Source organism: Stutzerimonas sp. (genome assembly GCF_982611455.1).
Window position 1 is genome coordinate 70,657 of record NZ_CEXBBO010000009.1, and the last position, 17,199, is coordinate 87,855.

The 17,199-nt window shown below is 60.8% G+C and carries 12 protein-coding genes; 8 read left to right on the forward strand and 4 right to left on the reverse strand.

Translation table 11 applies throughout. The features are described 5' to 3' along the window. Positions 1–39: 39 nt before the first annotated feature. From AC2LD7_RS07840 to AC2LD7_RS07855, 4 genes are all read right to left on the reverse strand, one after another. The gene (locus tag AC2LD7_RS07840) at positions 40–1,392 is read right to left on the reverse strand and encodes an alanine/glycine:cation symporter family protein (RefSeq protein ID WP_484597197.1); all 1,353 of its coding nucleotides are present in this window, start codon (positions 1,390–1,392) and stop codon (positions 40–42) included. A 405-nt stretch (positions 1,393–1,797) separates the two neighbouring features. Further along, entirely contained in the window at positions 1,798–5,487 is a 3,690-nt protein-coding gene (locus AC2LD7_RS07845; protein WP_484597198.1) for a translocation/assembly module TamB domain-containing protein, read from the reverse strand. After that, positions 5,484–7,211, reverse strand: a complete 1,728-nt coding sequence (locus AC2LD7_RS07850) for an autotransporter assembly complex protein TamA (RefSeq protein ID WP_484597199.1) — start codon at positions 7,209–7,211, stop codon at positions 5,484–5,486. The genes AC2LD7_RS07845 and AC2LD7_RS07850 overlap by 4 nt, the downstream gene beginning before the upstream one ends. A gap of 145 nt (positions 7,212–7,356) precedes the next feature. Continuing rightward, positions 7,357–7,995 carry a GNAT family N-acetyltransferase gene (locus AC2LD7_RS07855; protein WP_484597200.1) on the reverse strand — a complete coding sequence of 213 codons (639 nt, stop codon included), beginning with the start codon at positions 7,993–7,995 and terminating at the stop codon, positions 7,357–7,359. A 165-nt stretch (positions 7,996–8,160) separates the two neighbouring features. Between AC2LD7_RS07855 and xthA the strand changes: the two genes are divergently transcribed. From xthA to AC2LD7_RS07895, 8 genes are all read left to right on the forward strand, one after another. After that, positions 8,161–8,973 carry an exodeoxyribonuclease III gene (gene xthA / locus AC2LD7_RS07860; protein ID WP_484597201.1) on the forward strand — a complete coding sequence of 271 codons (813 nt, stop codon included), beginning with the start codon at positions 8,161–8,163 and terminating at the stop codon, positions 8,971–8,973. A gap of 160 nt (positions 8,974–9,133) precedes the next feature. Beyond that, entirely contained in the window at positions 9,134–10,507 is a 1,374-nt protein-coding gene (locus AC2LD7_RS07865) for a substrate-binding domain-containing protein (protein WP_484597202.1), read from the forward strand. Positions 10,508–10,612: 105 nt separating this feature from the next. Continuing rightward, entirely contained in the window at positions 10,613–11,548 is a 936-nt protein-coding gene (locus AC2LD7_RS07870; protein WP_484597203.1) for a carbohydrate kinase family protein, read from the forward strand. A gap of 65 nt (positions 11,549–11,613) precedes the next feature. Next, on the forward strand, positions 11,614–12,519 hold the full coding sequence (locus tag AC2LD7_RS07875; RefSeq protein ID WP_484597204.1) for an AraC family transcriptional regulator: 906 nt from the start codon (positions 11,614–11,616) through the stop codon (positions 12,517–12,519). Positions 12,520–12,828: 309 nt separating this feature from the next. Then, positions 12,829–14,136 (forward strand): ABC transporter substrate-binding protein, encoded by a 1,308-nt coding sequence (locus tag AC2LD7_RS07880; protein ID WP_484597205.1) that lies wholly within the window; start codon positions 12,829–12,831, stop codon positions 14,134–14,136. 79 nt (positions 14,137–14,215) lie between these two features. Beyond that, positions 14,216–15,160, forward strand: a complete 945-nt coding sequence (locus tag AC2LD7_RS07885) for a carbohydrate ABC transporter permease (RefSeq protein ID WP_484597206.1) — start codon at positions 14,216–14,218, stop codon at positions 15,158–15,160. 10 nt (positions 15,161–15,170) lie between these two features. Further along, positions 15,171–16,004 carry a carbohydrate ABC transporter permease gene (locus tag AC2LD7_RS07890; protein WP_484597207.1) on the forward strand — a complete coding sequence of 278 codons (834 nt, stop codon included), beginning with the start codon at positions 15,171–15,173 and terminating at the stop codon, positions 16,002–16,004. A 46-nt stretch (positions 16,005–16,050) separates the two neighbouring features. Further along, the gene (locus AC2LD7_RS07895; RefSeq protein WP_484597208.1) at positions 16,051–17,154 is read left to right on the forward strand and encodes an ABC transporter ATP-binding protein; all 1,104 of its coding nucleotides are present in this window, start codon (positions 16,051–16,053) and stop codon (positions 17,152–17,154) included. Positions 17,155–17,199 lie beyond the last annotated feature (45 nt).

Below are 17,199 nucleotides of genomic sequence, written 5' to 3' on the forward strand. Positions count from 1 at the left end.
ATTAGTCATAGGCCGCGAGGATATCGCGGCCAGGGTTACTCAGGCTGCCTGATTACGAGCGAAGTATTCCTTGGTCAGCTTGACCACTACCGGACTCAGCAGCAGCAAGGAAATCAGGTTGGGGATCGCCATCAGGCCGTTGAGGGTATCAGCCAGCAACCAGGCGAAATCCAACTGAGCGATCGCGCCGAACGGCACCGCCAGCACCCAGATGACGCGGAACGGCCAGATCGCCTTGGTGCCGACCATGAACTCCCAGCACTTCTCGCCGAAGTAACTCCAGCCGAGGATAGTGGTGAAAGCGAACACCACCAGGGCCACCGTCAACAGCGCGCCACCAAAACCAGGCATGGCTGATTCGAATGCGGCGGCGGACAACGCCGCACCGCTTTCGCCGCCAGTCCAGACGCCGGAACAGACGATCGCCAGGCCGGTAATGGAACAGATGATGATGGTATCGATGAAGGTGCCCATCATGCCGATCAGCCCGGAGCGCACCGAGCTCTGGGTGGTGCCGGCTGCCTGAGCGATACCAGCGGTACCCAGCCCGGCCTCGTTGGAAAAGATGCCGCGTGCCACGCCGAAGCGAATGGCTGCCATGACTGCCGCACCGGCGAAGCCGCCAGTGGCTGCGATCGGCGTGAAGGCATGGGTGAAGATCAGATCGAACGCCGTCGGAATCTCCGCCGCATGAACCACCAGCACCACGATGCCGGCGATGACATACGCCACGCACATGAACGGCACCAGTGCAGCGGCTACCACGCCGATCCGCTTGATGCCGCCGAGGATGACCAGCCCGACGAAAAACATGGTGACCAGACCGGTCACCCACAAAGGAACGGAGAAGGTGGTCTCAAGCGCAAGCGCCATGCTGTTCACCTGCACCATGTTGCCGATACCGAAACCGGCCAACCCCCCAAAGATTGCGAAGGCGCCACCGAGCCACAACCAGCGCTTATGCAGACCATTCTTGATCGCGTACATCGGGCCACCGACGTGCTCGCCGCGGTCGTCCTTCTCTCGATAATGCACCGCCAGAACCACTTCACAGTACTTGGTCGCCATTCCCACCAACGCTGTACACCACATCCAGAACAGCGCACCAGGTCCGCCGAGGAAGATTGCAGTGGCCACACCGGCAATATTGCCGGTACCTACGGTGGCGGCCAAGCACGTCATCAGCGCCTGGAACGGGCTGATTTCGCCTGTTGATTCATCGCCCTTTGCGCGTCCGCGCCAGATCAGGGCAAAGCCGGTGCCGATACGCACCAGAGGCATGAACTTGAGCATGACCATGAGGAAGAAACCGGTGCCGAGAATCAGCACCAGCATGGGTGGTCCCCAGACGAGACCATTAACGCTATTGACCAGGTTTTGCAGGAATTCCATTCAAGGCACCCTTATTGATTATGTTAGACATCCTTGCCCGAGCGGACCGCGCCGGAGGGAGTACAAACACCGCGCCCATCAGCGCCGCGCTGAACTACCAGCCCGAAACGACCCAGTAATACCCCGACGTCAATGTGATGGGTACTACCGGCAGCCTGCAAGACTCATGCTAGAGCCCAGCATCAGCCGCCACGCAAGGCGCGACCGACCGATCCTACCACCACCACGAGCGCTTGGCGCGCCGCCGTTTGCGCGTGCTCTGCACGGCCTCGAAAAGGCGCCGAGCGACCCATTGGTCACTATCAGGTTGCCGGATACGTAAGCTCATCAGCCTAGCTCAGCGGCACAACGCTGCCAGTCAATTCGAGGTGGTTTTTTCAAGCGAAAAGCGGCGACCTGATCGGCTTAGAAATTGCGCCGATAAAACACGTCGAGCGAGCTGGCCAGCCCGCTCGCGGCTTCGAGAAAAATGCGCTTGGTCAGCCGATAACGCAGGGCAACATTATTGGCGGACTCAAATACGCCGACCCCGTAGCGGAGTGTCAACCGGTCGGTCAGGCGCCCGCTGGCAACCACGCTGGTTTCCGTGCCGCTGCCTTCGGTATCGAGCTGAAAGTCCTGGATGCCCAGGCGCCGCGCAACATCTCCGGTTATCGACGCGCTACCTGCAAGGCCGAGTCCAAGCGCGGCCTGTGCCAGCATATTGTTGTCGCCGGAGTCGGCACCCAGCGGGCGACCGAGCACGAGATAGGACAACGCCTGCTCCTGGCTCATCGCGGGTTCGGCAAACACGTTGACCCGCGGCCGTTCGGCGCTGCCGGTGATGCGTAAACCAGCGATGACGTTGTCGGCCTCGATCCGCCGAATGGCCTCGATATTCAGAAACGGTTGTGACAGCACGCCGGTGAACAGCAATTGCGCTCGGCGTATGGTCAAGCGCTGGCCGTAGGCCCTGTAGCGGCCATTGTTGAGGTTGAGCTCGCCGCGGGTGTCGAGGTTGTCACCGATATGTAGGTAACCGGCAAGGTCCGCAGTCAGGCCGAAACCTGAAAATCGCAGGCGGTCCTGGCCCACTTCGACATCGATATCCATGCGAATCGCCAACGGCGTCTGCGCTTCTTCGGCTTCTTCGCCGATGATCACCGTGTCTTCGGAAACCTTGACGGTCGACGGTGGCAATTCGCGAACGGTGATATCGCCGCGGGGAACGCTCACCTTGCCGGTCACGGCCAACTGACCATCGGCCAGTTGCAACCGAAGATCCGGCTCGACCTCCAGTTCGGCATAAGGCTCGACGACAACCGGCAGCCGGCTGCCATTCACCCGCATGTCCAGGTCCAGCGCGTCTCGCCAATCCAGCATGCCGGCAATCTCTCCCCGCCCCTGCTCGCCGCTGCGCCAATTACCTTCGACGCGCACACGCTCGCCATCGATGACGGCGCGAACCTGCAACTGCTCGAAACTGACGGGCAGCTCGCTACCGGCAATCTCGCCGCCGGTGAGTGTCAGCTCACCGTCGATCTGCGGCTGCTGCAAGCTTCCGGACAGCTCGCCATCACCGTTCAACTGTCCCTCCAGCCGCTCGACCTGAGCGACGAAGGGCCGGACCACGGACAGATCGAAATCCCGCAGGCGGAAGTTTCCGGAGATGGCTTTCGCCTCGGTGCTCGGGTCGACCTGCAAGCGCACATCGAGCTCACCGAGCTCACCGCCTTCGAAACGCAACTGGCTATCGACCCGCTGCGGCGTCAGCTCGCTGTTCAACGCCAGGGTGGCATAGGGGAATTCCAGCCATTGCTCGCCGTCGCGCATGCGCAGCGTGCCTGGACCGGCGTCGACGCGAATGCTTCCACGGGGGCCGGCGCTCGGCAGATCAAGCGACAAATCGGCATTGACCTCGCCTTGCCAGATCAAATTGTTCGGCAGGTACGCGGCAAGCGATTCCAATTGAAAATCACGCAGGCGATAGCGCAGCTGCGGATCAGGCAATAGACGCTGATCTTCCGCACACAGCGTGGCGGGACCGGAACCCCAGCAGTGCGCACCAACGGTGATCCGGCCACTGGCCAACCGCTCCAGAGAGGCCGGCTGCTGAAGCGCCCATTGCTGCCCCTTTGCGTCCAGCTCCGCCTGCACCAGCCGCCCTCTCCAATCTTCGCCGCGCAGCCCGCCGTCCAGCGCCAGGGAAAGATTCAGCAACGGGCCCTGCAACCGCAGTTCGGCCTCGTGCGCCTGCCGGGTGCCGTCGGCATTCACCTGCAACTGTCCCAGATCGGTGTCGCCTGCCTGCAACCCGTCAGCGGTGAGCCGCAGTTGACCACGTTGCCCCTCTTGAAGATTGGCCGCCAGCTGCAAGCGCTCCACGCGGTTGTCCTGAAATGCAACGTCACTTCCCTCGACCGCCAGCTCGCCCTGGGGCGCTTGCGGCGTGCCAGCCAGGCTCAGGTTGCCAGCTAGCTGGCCTTGCAGATCAGGCCAGAGTTGCGCCAGGCGACGCAGATCCAGACTCAGACTGGCCTGCAGCGTTTCGGCCCATCGGCCGCTACCCTGGATCCGGTTGTCGCCGAGGCGTAGATCGACACGGGGAACGTCCCAATTGGCATTCTGGCCGCTCGCTTCCAGCTGCAGGTTCAATGGTTGCTTGCGCAGCGTGCCGTCCAGGTCAAGTTGCGCTTCGGCTTGCAATTGTTCGTCGCGCAGTGCGCCGCGACTGCTGAGCGTGCCTCCGAGCTGTCCCGGTAACTCAGCGACCCAATAGGAAGGATCGAACTCGCTCAGATTCAAGGTGGTATTCCAGTCAATACCATCAGCGAAACCGACGCTGAGATTTCCGGCGGCCCGGCCCTGCCCTGCCTGCAATTCCAGCTGTGGCAGGTGCACAACCTCGAGATTGCCGCTGACAGGACTCTGCAAGGTGAAGTCGCCGGAAGGCCCGGTCAGCGCCGAATTGAAGTTGCCCAGATAGTTGCCGTCGTCGTACTGCAGTTGTACATCGAGCGTGCGCAGCGCGACGGGCGGCTCATCCACGCCCGGATACAACCTGCGCCAAGGGAAATCGCGCCAAGCCAGTTCCGCTTCGCCCGCTATTCCGTCCTGCCAACCGACCTGTCCGTTCAAACTGATCCGTCGCCCCTCGCCGGCATCCAGCTGCAGCTCTTCGACCTGCGCCTGAGTGGCGTTGATCAACGCATTCAACGCGATGCCGACCGCGCCGCCTTCGCCTTGCAAACTGCCCTCGCCGACTAGTTGGTAACCCTGATTCAAATTGCCGTCGGCGGTCAGTTTCAAGGCGTCCAGGCGCAGCGCATCGGGCAACTCCGGAGTGGCCTTGAAACGCTCTACCACCAACAGCAGGCTTGCCGGCAGCTCCGGCTCCAACGGACGCACTTGGCCGCTGAGCTTGGCGTCGAGGTAGCCCTGACTTTCGACATCGAGCATCAGATGCTCACGTAGCTCACCATTCACCGCAATCTTCAGCGCCCAGGGTTGCTGACTGGGCGACTGGATGGCGGCATTGCCCGTCAGTTCCAGCGGCCAATCGCCGTTCGGCTGCAAGCGCCCGGCCATATCCAATGAAAGGTCCTCGCGGCGCACCTGCAATGCCTTGATGTCCAGACCGTCCTTGCGCCAGTCCGCACGCAGTTGCAGGCTTTGCAGCTGTTCGACGTCATTCAGCCGAAGCCGACCGATTTCGACGTGTTCGATGCGCAACTCTAGCGGCAACTTGACCTCGGGTAGGCTGAACGGCTCGCTTGGTTCTTCATCAGGGCTGGGCGGAAATTGCAGATCGATAGTGCCGGCAACCAGTTCCTCGATACAAAGGGTCATGCGCAGCAGGCATACCGGTGACCAGTCCATCTGCGGTGACGTCACCGCGACGCGGCTGCCGTTCTGTTCCCAAACCAGCCGCTCGGCCTGCCAACGGCCAGCAAGACGCCCCTCGAACTGTTCGACCTGCACTCCTGGAACCTTGCTCAAGACCCAGCGACTACCCGACGTGGTGCCAAGCACGGTACCCACGGCCAGTACGATCAACAGCACCGCGGCCAGCAGGACCAGCAGCGCCCACCCGGTAACTCTCGCGGCACGCCTCAAAGCTCCGGCCCCATGGAAAAATGCAGCCGCACCCCACCGTCGTCGTCCAGCGGATGCGCCAGGTCGACACGGATCGGCCCGACCGGCGAAACCCAGCGAACGCCCACGCCCACGCTGCTTTTCAGCGACGGCAATTCCAGCGAATTGAACGCATTGCCCTGGTCGACGAACGTCGCTACCCGCCACTTGTCCGTCACGGAGTATTGATATTCGGCGCTGACCGCCAGCTGATAGCGGCCACCGATTCGGTCTCCATCGGAATTGGTCGGCGACAGGCTCTGGTAGTCATAGCCGCGCACACTCTGATCGCCACCGGCGAAATAGCGCAGTGACGGCGGCACGTTGGTGTATTCGTCGGTCCAGTTTCCGCCGATCTGAACGCGGCCCAGGAAGCGATGGCGCTCGGCGAGTGTGATCAACCCTTTGAGGGTGGTGTTCGCATGGATCAGGTCCGCATCAGACAGCGCACCTTCCTTTGCCGCGGCCAGCTCGAACTCCAGGCGATAGCCACGGCTGGGGTCGATACGGTTATCGCTGCGCAAGTAGCTATAGGCAATTCCAGGCATAAGTAGCGTACTGGTTCCCGAATCGTCGCCCAGCTCGTATTGTTCGTGCCGCCATTTCAGCGACCAGACCCGCTGCCAGCCGCTGGGCAGCTTGCGGTGCCACTCGGGGCCCACCGTCAATAGCTGGCTGAGGCTGTCGTTGTCGGCCAGCTGTTCATATTGATAGCCCGCGGCATAACGCAGTTTGTCGGTCAGCGGCGGATCAAGCGGCACGTCGTAGTAGAGCCCGACATTCTGCCGTGGGGCAGACAGCTCGGATTCGATGCCGTAGCTGTGGCCCTGCGGGTTGACCCAATGACGAAGAAAATCGAAACGCATACGCGGCCCGACGTCGGTCGAATAACCAAGACCAAACCCCAGAGTACGGGGCTCGCGAGTGGTCAGTTGCACCGCTACCGGAATACGCTGCTGTTCGGCGTTTGCCGGATTGGCATCGACCCGCACGCCTTCAAAGTAGCCACTCGACTGCATCGCCTGGTTGAGATCGGCCACCAGCTCCGAGTCATACGGAGTGCCGGCCTCGAACGGCACCATGCGCGCCAGCAGATCGGGGTCGAATGGTGAATCGCCTTCGAAACGCACATCGCCCAGCACGTAACGTGGGCCGCTGTCGAACACCAGCTCCACGTCGGCGACGTTCGCGGCAGGGTCGACCGCCAGACGCTGGCTCTTGAAGCGGCCATCGAAAAATCCATAGCGCGAAGCCTGGTTGAGGATCTGCTGCTTTACCTCCTCGTACTGCCCATGATTGAGCACAGCGCCAGCGTTCAGCGTGTTGCGCGGGACGCGAAAGACACGCAACTCGGCCGCCGGTCCCTCCACCCGAACGGTAACGTTGCGTAGCCGAACCGGCTCGCCAGGCTCGATACGCAGCGTCAACCGTGGCTTTTCGCCACCAGTGACTTCGGATTCGATTTGGCCGTTGTAATAGCCCAGCGCCTGAAGCGCTTTTTGCGCCTGCTGCTGCGCTATACGGCTGTAGCGCAGCAGTTCCCGCTCGCTACGGTCGCCCAACTCGCCAATGTAGTTTTCGACGTTCTCGCGCAACGCGCGGTTTGAAGGCTCGACATTGACGGCCAGCTCCGCAGCGGTAACGGATGCGGCAACAAACAACGCAAGTCCGGACGCGGCAATTCGGCCTATGAGAGATAAGTGCATGACGAGCGATGCTAGCACGGCACATACCGCGGCTCGGGATGGCATCGATGCGTGTAGCACGGCACATTCGGCGTCAGACAGGGCATTGGAAAGACTTCGTCGAGCATCCTTCGTTTGGACTGTGGGCCGCTTGCAAAATTCGCCGCTAGCCGCTGCTGGCTTCGACCTGACGCGGCGCGGGATGGAAAAACACGTGCTCGACCACAGGGCCGATGGCCACCTGGCCAATGTTCTGGTAGCCCTGGCGTTCATAGAAATTCAGGTAGCGCGGGTTGCCGGTATCGATCATCAACCCTTGTGAGCCCGCGTCCACCGCACACCAGTTGTGCAGGGCCTCGAGCAGCTGTTCGCCGTAATGCTGCCCCTGGAACTGAGGATGAACAGCCATCAACGGCAGCACATGGAAAGTGCCTGGCGGCAGGCAGCCAACCACGGCGGCATGGTAATCGAGGTAGCGCCGGGTGCAGCGAAAACCGGTGGTCAGCAACATGCGCATGCGCCACGCCCAGCTCTCGGTAATATCGAGGCGTCGTTGCGGCGGCGCGATCAATGCGGCGGCAATGAGCCGATCGTCCAGCAGCAGCCCCAGCGCCGGCTGGTCCTGCAAAAAATGCTGGTTGACCAATTCGCGTACCGTTGCACGCACGCGCTGGTCGTAACCGGGACGGTCGGATTCGAACAGGTAAGCGAATGTGGGTTCGTGTCGATAGGCGTTATAGAGCAGTGAGCGCGCTTCCCTGGCGTAACCACTGTCCAGCATTCGTACTTCGGCAGGCATCGGCATGGCGGTTCTCTTGTGATTCTCTTGTTATTGTCGAGCGCAGAATTCACGTTAGCACCGGCTCGGCGGTCCTGCCGTATCTAAGCCGGTAATTGCCGGCCCGGCTGACACGGCTCGCGCCGATCTGCCCGAGCGATTAGAATCGCGATTTTGCCGGAGCCTGCACCGATGAAGCTTGTATCTTTTAATATCAATGGGTTACGTGCAAGACCTCATCAACTGGCTGCAATCATCGAAAAACACCAGCCGGATGTAATTGGTCTGCAGGAAACCAAGGTAGCTGACGAGCAGTTCCCCCAGGCTGAAGTCGAAGCGCTCGGCTATCACGTTCACTATCACGGTCAGAAAGGTCACTACGGCGTCGCGCTGTTATCACGGCAGGCTCCGCTTGAAATCCACAAAGGCTTTCCCGGCGATGGCGAAGAGTCACAAAAGCGCTTCATCTGGGGCCGCTTCGCCGATGGCAACGGACAACCGGTTACCGTGATGAACGGCTACTTTCCGCAAGGTGAAAGCCGCATTCACCCCACCAAGTTTCCCGCCAAGACCAAGTTCTACGCTGATTTGCAGGCCTTGCTCGAAGAGCGCTTCACACCCGCTCAACCGGTTGCCGTCATGGGCGACTTCAATATCTCGCCGGAAGATTGCGACATCGGCATCGGCGAGGTGAATGCCAAGCGCTGGCTGCGCACCGGCAAATGCAGCTTCCTGCCGGAAGAACGCGAATGGCTGGCACGGCTGAAAAATTGGGGCCTGCAAGACAGCTTCCGCACCCTGAACCCGGAAGTGGTCGATCGCTTCAGCTGGTTCGACTACCGCAGCCGCGGCTTCGAAGACGATCCGCGCCGCGGTCTGCGCATCGATCTGATCCTGAGTACTGTCGGCCTGCATGATCGCGTCATTGATTGCGGCGTCGATTACGACATCCGCAGCATGGAAAAGCCCTCCGATCATTGCCCGGTGTGGATCGAGCTGAGCTGATATTTGCCTACTTAGGTCAGGACCCGCTGCGCATTTCGACCGAGCTGCGAGGCTAGAAGTGCGAAACAACGCTTATACCTGCATCGTTTCGGCCCACCGTCACGTAACGGTAAACAAACCTTCTTAATCTCCCCGCTTCATTGAAAGGGAGAGTTGCTGCATGGCATTTTCAGCGTCCGCACGCACGATAGGAAAACGGGCGCTGCGCCTGGCGTTACTTGGTCTGTTCTGTGCCAGCCCGCTCGCGGTAAGCGGCGCCATGCCGGCAGTGCCCGCTGATGGCAGCGCGGTACTGCGCATACAAGGGTCGAACACGGTTGGCGCGAAGCTGGCGCCGATGCTGGTTGCCGGCCTGTTCGAGGCGCAGGGGTTGGGTTCGGTACGAATTGCTTCAGCTGGACGCGAGAACGAGCAGCGGATCAGCGCCCTCGACAGTTCTGGCCGTACCCTCCATGCGTTGGTCGCCGCGCACGGGACCGGCACCGGTTTCGCCGGGCTCAAGGACGGTTCCGCCGATCTCGCTGCTGCATCGCGTCCGATCAAGGACAGTGAATACGAAAGCCTCACGAGGCTGGGCGATCTGCGCAGTGCGCAGGCCGAACAGATCATCGCCATCGATGGCCTGGCGATCATCGTCCACCCGAACAATCGAATTGCTTCGCTTAGCGTCGAGCAAGTCGCCAAGTTGTTTGCTGGCGAGATCCAGAATTGGCGAGAGCTGGGTGGCGACGATCTTGCCGTCGAACTGCATGCACGCGATGACCAGTCCGGCACCTACGACACCTTTAAGGAGCTGGTGCTCGGCACGCAAAGCAAGACGCTGGCTGGCAGCGCCGCGCGATATGAGTCCAACGACCAGCTTTCTGAGATCGTCAGCCGCCGCCCGGGCGCGATCGGGTTTGTCGGTCTTGCCTCGGTCGGTAATTCAAAAGCCCTGGCCATTGCCGATGGCGACTCGCAGCCCATGCTGCCCACCACTGCGCTCGTCGCGACCGAAGATTACCCGCTGTCGCGGCGCCTGTTTCTCTATGCCAATCCTGCCGAACAATCGGACTGGACCCGTGCTTATCTCGACTTCGTTCACAGTGCCGCTGGCCAATCGATCGTCGACAAGTCCGGCTATGTCGCGCAGGCGATTACTGCGATCGAATTGCCGGCTCAGGCAAGCATGCCGCAGCTCTACCGGGACCTTGCAAGCCAGGCGCAGCGGCTGACGGTCAATTTTCGCTTCGCCGAGGGCAGCGCGCGCCTGGACAACAAGGCGCAGCGTGACGTCGGACGTTTGATCGATTACCTGCAAAGCAACCACAAACAAATGAACGCAGCGGTGCTGGTAGGTTTCGGCGATGCGAAAGGCGATCCGGCGCGCACCGCGTTGTTATCCAAACTACGCGCGATGGCGGTCCGCCGCGAGCTGTCACGAGGCGGGATACTCGTGAAAGATATCAATGGGTTGGGTGATCAACTTCCAGTCGCTTCGAACAGCGAAAGCGGCCGTATAAAGAACAGACGAGTCGAGGTCTGGGTCTATTGAAGCTGGCTTCGAGTGCAAGATCGTATCGGTAGATTGCCTGCGGCGTACTGTCACACCCTGTACGTCGCGATTAAGCTCAGGGGATTCCCAGCGCAGGAATCCATCATGTATCTAGTCTGTGGCGAAGCCCTGTTCGACGTGTTCGTAGCGCCGGCAGGTTCCCGTAGCAATCGCTTGAATCTGGAAGCGGTTGCCGGCGGGTCACCTTTCAATGTCGCCGTCGGGCTGGCGAGGCTGGGGACGCCATCAGCGTTATTCACCGGCATATCCAGCGACCACCTCGGTCAACAACTTCGACAGGTGCTCGACGAAGAAGGCGTCGATACGCGTTATCTGGTGCCTTTCGACGCACCCACCACCCTCGCGATGGTCGCGCTCGGCACTGATGGTGCACCTATCTATAGTTTTCGCGGCGAAGGCTGTGCCGATCGCCTGCCGTGTGACGAACACCTCGCTGCGCTCGGCGAAGAAATTCGCGGTATCCAAGTCGGCTCCTATTCCCTGGTCACTGCACCGATCGCGGATACCTTGTTGTCCTTGGTACGCCGCGAAAGCGGGCGTCGGCTGATCTCCCTGGACCCTAATATCCGTCTCAATGTCGAGCCGGACCTGCTTCGCTGGCGTGAACGCGTCGAGGCCTTCGCCGAGCTCGCTCATCTGATCAAGGTCAGCGATGAAGACCTGGCGTTGCTCTACCCCGGCGAAGCGCCTGAAGCCATTGCTCACCGTTGGCTGCAAGGCCCCTGCGAGCTGGTATTGCTGACCCGAGGCGGAGAAGGCGCACAGCTCTTCAGTCGCCGTCATGGCGAGTTCTATTGCGCCGCCCAAGCCGTCGCGGTACGAGATACCGTCGGAGCCGGCGATACCTTCCAGGCTGCGACTCTCAGCTATTTGCACGCGCACGGCCTGGATTCGGCGAATGCACTGGCATCGATCGAGCATGGCCAGCTCGAGTCGCTGTTGGGTTTTGCCGTGCAGGCTGCCGCCATTACCTGCTCCAGACGCGGCCCGGACCTGCCCTACCGATACGAAATTGACTGATCTGTTTGGCCTCAGCCTCGCGAGCGTCTATAAACCCAGAGGATTTTAAGGACGACGGAACCTGCATGAGAGCATTGAAGATCTCCGATCCATCCTACGAGCTGATGGACGATCACCACGGCAACTCACTGATCTATCGGGAGCACGGCTTCCCCTGCCCTCTGGTGCGCTGGCACAACCACAAGGAATATGAGCTGCACCTGATCGTCGCCAGTGCCGGCAAGGTATTCGTTGGCGACTACGTCGGCAATTTCGGCCCAGACAGCCTGTTTCTTACCGGCCCGCATCTGCCACATAACTGGATCAGCCAGGTCGACGAGGGCGAAGTGGTCGCCAAACGCGACATGCTCGTCAACTTTACCGACGAACTATTCGAAGCGGGCCACAGCGTCTTCTCCGAGCTGCGCAGCCTGACACCCATGCTCGAGCGCTCGCGCTACGGCATCGAGTTTCGCTGCCCGCGCACCATTGCCGACGCCAGCGAGCTGATGCAAAAGGTCGCCGATAGCCGCGGCGCCACCCGCCTCGGCTATTTTCTGATCATGCTCGAGCTGCTGGCCGGCTGCGATGATTACCAGCTCCTGTCCGGCGCCACCTCCGCGCAACTGGGCGACGAACACCACGCCGACCGCACCAACATGGCGGTCAACTACATTTTCGACAATTACATGCGCGAGTTGCCGCTTGAAGAAGTCGCGAATCATCTAGGGATGAAACCCACCTACTTCTCGCGTTTTTTCAAACGCGCCACCGGCCGCTGCTACGTCGAGTTCGTCAACAGCCTGCGGATCAGCAAATCTTGCGAACTGCTGCTGGACAACGACAAGCCGGTCACCGACGTCTGCTTCGAGTCCGGCTTTAACAATCTTTCCAATTTCAACCGCCGCTTCCAGCAGCTAAAGGGCATGACCCCATCGTGCTATCGCCGTCTGGTCGAACAGCGAATGACGGAACAAAACCTCAGCGGCTGATACGCATCGCCTTTCCTGCCCCGATGCTTTTCGCCGTGCCTCGACTTCAGTTTCGCCAACCAGTTTCGCCGTAATCCCGCAGACTTACGGCCTTAAATAGGCCTACCAGCCGCTTTTCGGCAGCCTGCCGAATCCTTTCGCCTCAGCTCCAGGAGTACAAAAAAGTACCAATCGAAGTGCAGTCAGGGCTTTGTGACCCTGTCACCCATGGCGTTGTAATGCTCACGAGACGCTCGTACCGCAGTACGCGAGCAACAACAAAAACAATAAGCGCTTCCGCCGCCCCTGGCAGTGGAAGAGGAGTCCCAGATGAAAATCGCCAAATTCCTGCTCGGCACCACCTGTATTGCGATGATCGGCGCCACCCATGCCGCCGAAACCCTTACCGTTGCCACGGTCAACAACGCGGACATGATCCGCATGCAGCGCCTCTCCAAGACCTTCGAACAACAGAACCCCGACATCGACCTCAACTGGGTCGTGCTCGAAGAAAACGTCCTGCGTCAACGCCTGACCACCGACATTGCCACCCAGGGCGGGCAGTTCGATGTGCTCACCATCGGCATGTACGAAGCCTCGCTGTGGGGCGACAAGGGCTGGCTGGCGCCGATGACCGATTTGCCTGCCGACTACAATCTCGACGATGTCTTTCCTTCGGTACGCGAAGGCTTGTCCGTCGACGGGACGCTCTATGCGCTGCCGTTCTACGCCGAAAGCTCGATGACTTACTACCGCACCGATCTGTTCGAACAGGCTGGGCTGAAAATGCCGGAGCATCCAACCTGGACGCAGATGGCCGAGTTCGCTGAAAAGCTGCACAGGCCCGACGAAGACCAGTACGGCATATGCCTGCGCGGCAAGGCTGGCTGGGGCGAGAACATGGCGCTGGTGACCACCGTTGCCAACTCATTCGGCGCGCGCTGGTTCGATGAACAATGGCAGCCGGAATTCAATGGGCCGGAGTGGACCAAGGCGGCCAATTTCTATGTCGACCTGCTGAGCAAATACGGGCCGCCGGGCGCATCGAGCAACGGCTTCAACGAAAACCTGGCGCTGTTCAACAGCGGCAAGTGCGCCATGTGGGTGGATGCCACCGTGGCCGGTTCCTTCGTTACGGATACCTCGCAGAGCAAGGTGGCTGACAAAGTCGGCTTCACCTTCGCGCCGCAGCAAACTACCGATAAAGGTTCGGCCTGGCTTTACTCCTGGGCGCTGGCCATTCCGACCAGCTCGCAACAGAAAGACGCCGCCAAGACCTTCGCCGCCTGGGCCACTTCGCAGGACTACGCCGAGTTGGTCGCCAAGACCGACGGCGTCGCCAACGTACCGCCGGGCACTCGCGAATCGACCTATAGCGACGAATACATGGCCGCCGCGCCCTTCGCCAAGATCACCCTGGAATCGCTGAAGCAGGCCGATCCAGCGTCGCCGTCGGCCAAGCCGGTGCCTTATGTGGGGATTCAGCTAGTGACCATTCCCGAGTTTCAGGCCATCGGCACCCAGGTTGGCAAGATGTTCTCCGCCGCGCTCACCGGCCAGATGCCAGTCGAGCAGATGCTCACCGCCGTGCAGCAATCGACCACGCGTGAAATGAAACGCGCCGGTTATCCAAAGTAGGCATCCCAAGTAGGCAGCCGCTACTCCCAGCGAGGGCTCGCTGAGCCCTCATCGGCCTTCCTTCAGCCGGAGCACGACCATGGCTACCACCTCCACAGCCTTGCCCAAGGCGCCAGTCACCGATACGGCAAGCGAACCAAACATGCGCAAGCCGCGCCGGTTCGGCCCCAGCTGGTTCCTCGTCAGCCCTTCCGTTGCGCTGTTGCTGCTGTGGATGCTGGTGCCGCTGTCGATGACCGTTTATTTCTCGGTGATCCGCTACAACCTGCTCTATCCCGGCGAGAACGGCTTCGTTGGACTGGAGAATTTTCATTACTTCCTGACCGACGCCGGCTTCATGCCCGGAATGGTCAATACCTTGATCCTGGTTGGCAGCGTGCTGCTGATCAGCGTGGTGCTCGGCGTATTGATCTCGGCGCTGCTGGAGGCGGCGGATTTCGCTGGCCGCGGCATCGTCCGCGTCATGCTGATCTCGCCGTTCTTCATCATGCCGACCGTTAGCGCGCTGGTCTGGAAGAACCTGATCTATCACCCGGTCTCGGGGATTTTGGCGGCCGTCTGGAAGTTCTTCGGCGCGCAGCCGGTGGACTGGCTGGCGCAACACCCGCTGGCCTCCATCGTGATCATCGTTTCCTGGCAATGGTTGCCCTTCGCGATCCTGATCCTGATGACCGCCATGCAGTCCCTCGACCAAGAACAGAAGGAAGCCGCCCGCCTTGACGGCGCCGGCCCGATCGCGATCTTCTGGCACCTGACCCTGCCCCACCTGGCGCGCCCCATCGCTGTGGTGGTGATGATCGAGACTATCTTCCTGCTCTCCGTCTTTGCCGAGATTTTCACCACGACCAGCGGTGGTCCCGGCTACGCATCGACCAACCTTGCCTACCTGATCTACAACCAGGCGCTGCTGCAATTCGACGTCGGCATGGCATCGGCCGGCGGCCTTATCGCGGTGCTGATCGCCAACATCGCAGCGATCATCCTGGTACGGATGCTCGGCAAGAATCTCACCGAAAAATACTGAGGACAGACCGATGCTGACGCTCAAACAAAGTCGCCGCCTCAATACCCTGGTAGTCGGGTTGTTCGCGTGGGCCGTGGCGCTGCTGCTGTTCTTTCCGATCTTCTGGATGATCCTGACCAGCTTGAAGACCGAGATCGACGCCTTTGCCACACCGCCGCAATTCATCTTCACCCCGACGCTGGAAAACTACCTGCACATCCAGGACCGCAGCGGCTATTTCAAGTACGCCTGGAACTCGGTGACGATTTCCTTCGGCGCCACCGCGCTGGGCATGCTGATCGCTATTCCCGCGGCCTACTCCATGGCTTTCTTCGAGACCAAGCGCACCAAGGGCACCCTCTTGTGGATGCTGTCCACCAAGATGCTGCCGCCGGTGGGCGTGCTGGTGCCGATCTACCTGCTGGCCAAGCAGTTCGGCCTGCTCGACAGCCGCACAGTGCTGATCGTCATCTACACCCTGATCAACCTGCCGATCCTGGTGTGGATGATCTACACCTATTTCAAGGACATCCCCCGCGACATCCTCGAAGCGGCGCGAATGGACGGTGCCACCCTGATGCAGGAAATGGTTCGGGTGCTGCTGCCGATCAGTAAGGGCGGCCTCGCCTCGACCATGCTGCTGTCGCTGATTCTTTGCTGGAACGAAGCGTTCTGGTCGCTGAACCTGACGTCCGCCAACGCTGCCCCTCTGACAGCGCTGGTCGCCTCTTATTCCAGTCCCGAAGGGCTGTTCTGGGCCAAGCTCTCGGCCGTTTCCACCCTCGCTTGCGCCCCCATTCTGATATTCGGCTGGATCAGCCAGAAGCAGCTGGTTCGCGGCCTGTCGTTCGGCGCGGTGAAATAACGCGCCGCGGTATTAACAAGATCGACAAGAATAAAAGGATTCGAACATGGCAGACCTGAAAGTCCATAACCTGAAGAAAGGCTTCGACGGCAACGAAATCATCAAGGGCATCGACCTGGATATCCGCGACCGCGAATTTGTCGTCTTCGTCGGCCCGTCCGGCTGTGGCAAGTCAACGCTGCTGCGGCTGATCGCCGGACTCGAAGAAGTCAGCAGCGGCAAGATCGAGCTAGATGGCCGCGACATCACCGACCTCAGCCCGGCCAAGCGTGACCTGGCCATGGTGTTTCAGACCTATGCGCTGTACCCGCACATGACGGTGCGCAAGAACATGTCCTTCGCCCTCGACCTGGCCGGTGCCGATAAACAGGAAGTGGCACGCAAGATCGAAGCCGCTGCTCGCACCCTGGAGCTGGAACCGCTGCTTGAGCGCAAGCCTCGTCAGTTGTCTGGTGGCCAGCGGCAGCGCGTCGCCATCGGCCGCGCCATCGTGCGCAACCCGAAGGTATTCCTGTTCGACGAGCCACTGTCGAACCTGGACGCCGCGCTGCGGGTGCAGATGCGCCTCGAACTGTCGCGCCTGCATCAGGAGCTTCAAGCCACGATGATCTATGTGACCCACGATCAGGTCGAAGCCATGACCCTGGCCGACAAGGTGGTGGTGCTCAACGGTGGTCGCATCGAACAAGTCGGCTCGCCCATGGAGCTCTACCATCACCCGGCCAACCTGTTCGTCGCCGGATTTCTCGGTACGCCGAAGATGGGCTTTCTCAAGGGCAAGGTTTCCCATGTCGAGGCTGCAGGCTGCGAGATCGAGCTGGACGCGAAATGCAGACTTTTCCTGCCATTGGGCGGCGTAGCGCTGTCCGTGGGCGATCCGGTCACGCTGGGCATTCGCCCCGAACACCTCAACCGCAGCACCGACGGCAGCTGCCAACTGGAGGTGAAGGCCGATGTCAGCGAGCGGCTGGGCAGCGATACCTACTGCCACGTCATCAGCCAGGCCGGCGAGGCGCTGACCATGCGTATTCGAGGTGATTTCACTCCGCGCTATGGCGAGGCGCTGAAGCTGAACCTGGACGCTGCCCATTGCCATCTGTTCGATAGAAATGGCCTGGCGATTGGCCAACCGCTGCAACAAGTGGCTTGAAGCCCTCTGCTCCTTATAGAGCCAGCTTGCTGGCCGAATCGCTGC

Coding starts and splice junctions, on each gene's coding strand:
- AC2LD7_RS07840 (WP_484597197.1), bottom strand. CDS start 1,392: ATGGAATTCCTGCAAAACCTGGTCAATAGCGTTAATGGTCTCGTCTGG.
- AC2LD7_RS07850 (WP_484597199.1), bottom strand. CDS start 7,211: ATGCACTTATCTCTCATAGGCCGAATTGCCGCGTCCGGACTTGCGTTG.
- AC2LD7_RS07855 (WP_484597200.1), bottom strand. CDS start 7,995: ATGCCGATGCCTGCCGAAGTACGAATGCTGGACAGTGGTTACGCCAGG.
- xthA (WP_484597201.1), top strand. CDS start 8,161: ATGAAGCTTGTATCTTTTAATATCAATGGGTTACGTGCAAGACCTCAT.
- AC2LD7_RS07865 (WP_484597202.1), top strand. CDS start 9,134: ATGGCATTTTCAGCGTCCGCACGCACGATAGGAAAACGGGCGCTGCGC.
- AC2LD7_RS07870 (WP_484597203.1), top strand. CDS start 10,613: ATGTATCTAGTCTGTGGCGAAGCCCTGTTCGACGTGTTCGTAGCGCCG.
- AC2LD7_RS07875 (WP_484597204.1), top strand. CDS start 11,614: ATGAGAGCATTGAAGATCTCCGATCCATCCTACGAGCTGATGGACGAT.
- AC2LD7_RS07880 (WP_484597205.1), top strand. CDS start 12,829: ATGAAAATCGCCAAATTCCTGCTCGGCACCACCTGTATTGCGATGATC.
- AC2LD7_RS07885 (WP_484597206.1), top strand. CDS start 14,216: ATGGCTACCACCTCCACAGCCTTGCCCAAGGCGCCAGTCACCGATACG.
- AC2LD7_RS07890 (WP_484597207.1), top strand. CDS start 15,171: ATGCTGACGCTCAAACAAAGTCGCCGCCTCAATACCCTGGTAGTCGGG.
- AC2LD7_RS07895 (WP_484597208.1), top strand. CDS start 16,051: ATGGCAGACCTGAAAGTCCATAACCTGAAGAAAGGCTTCGACGGCAAC.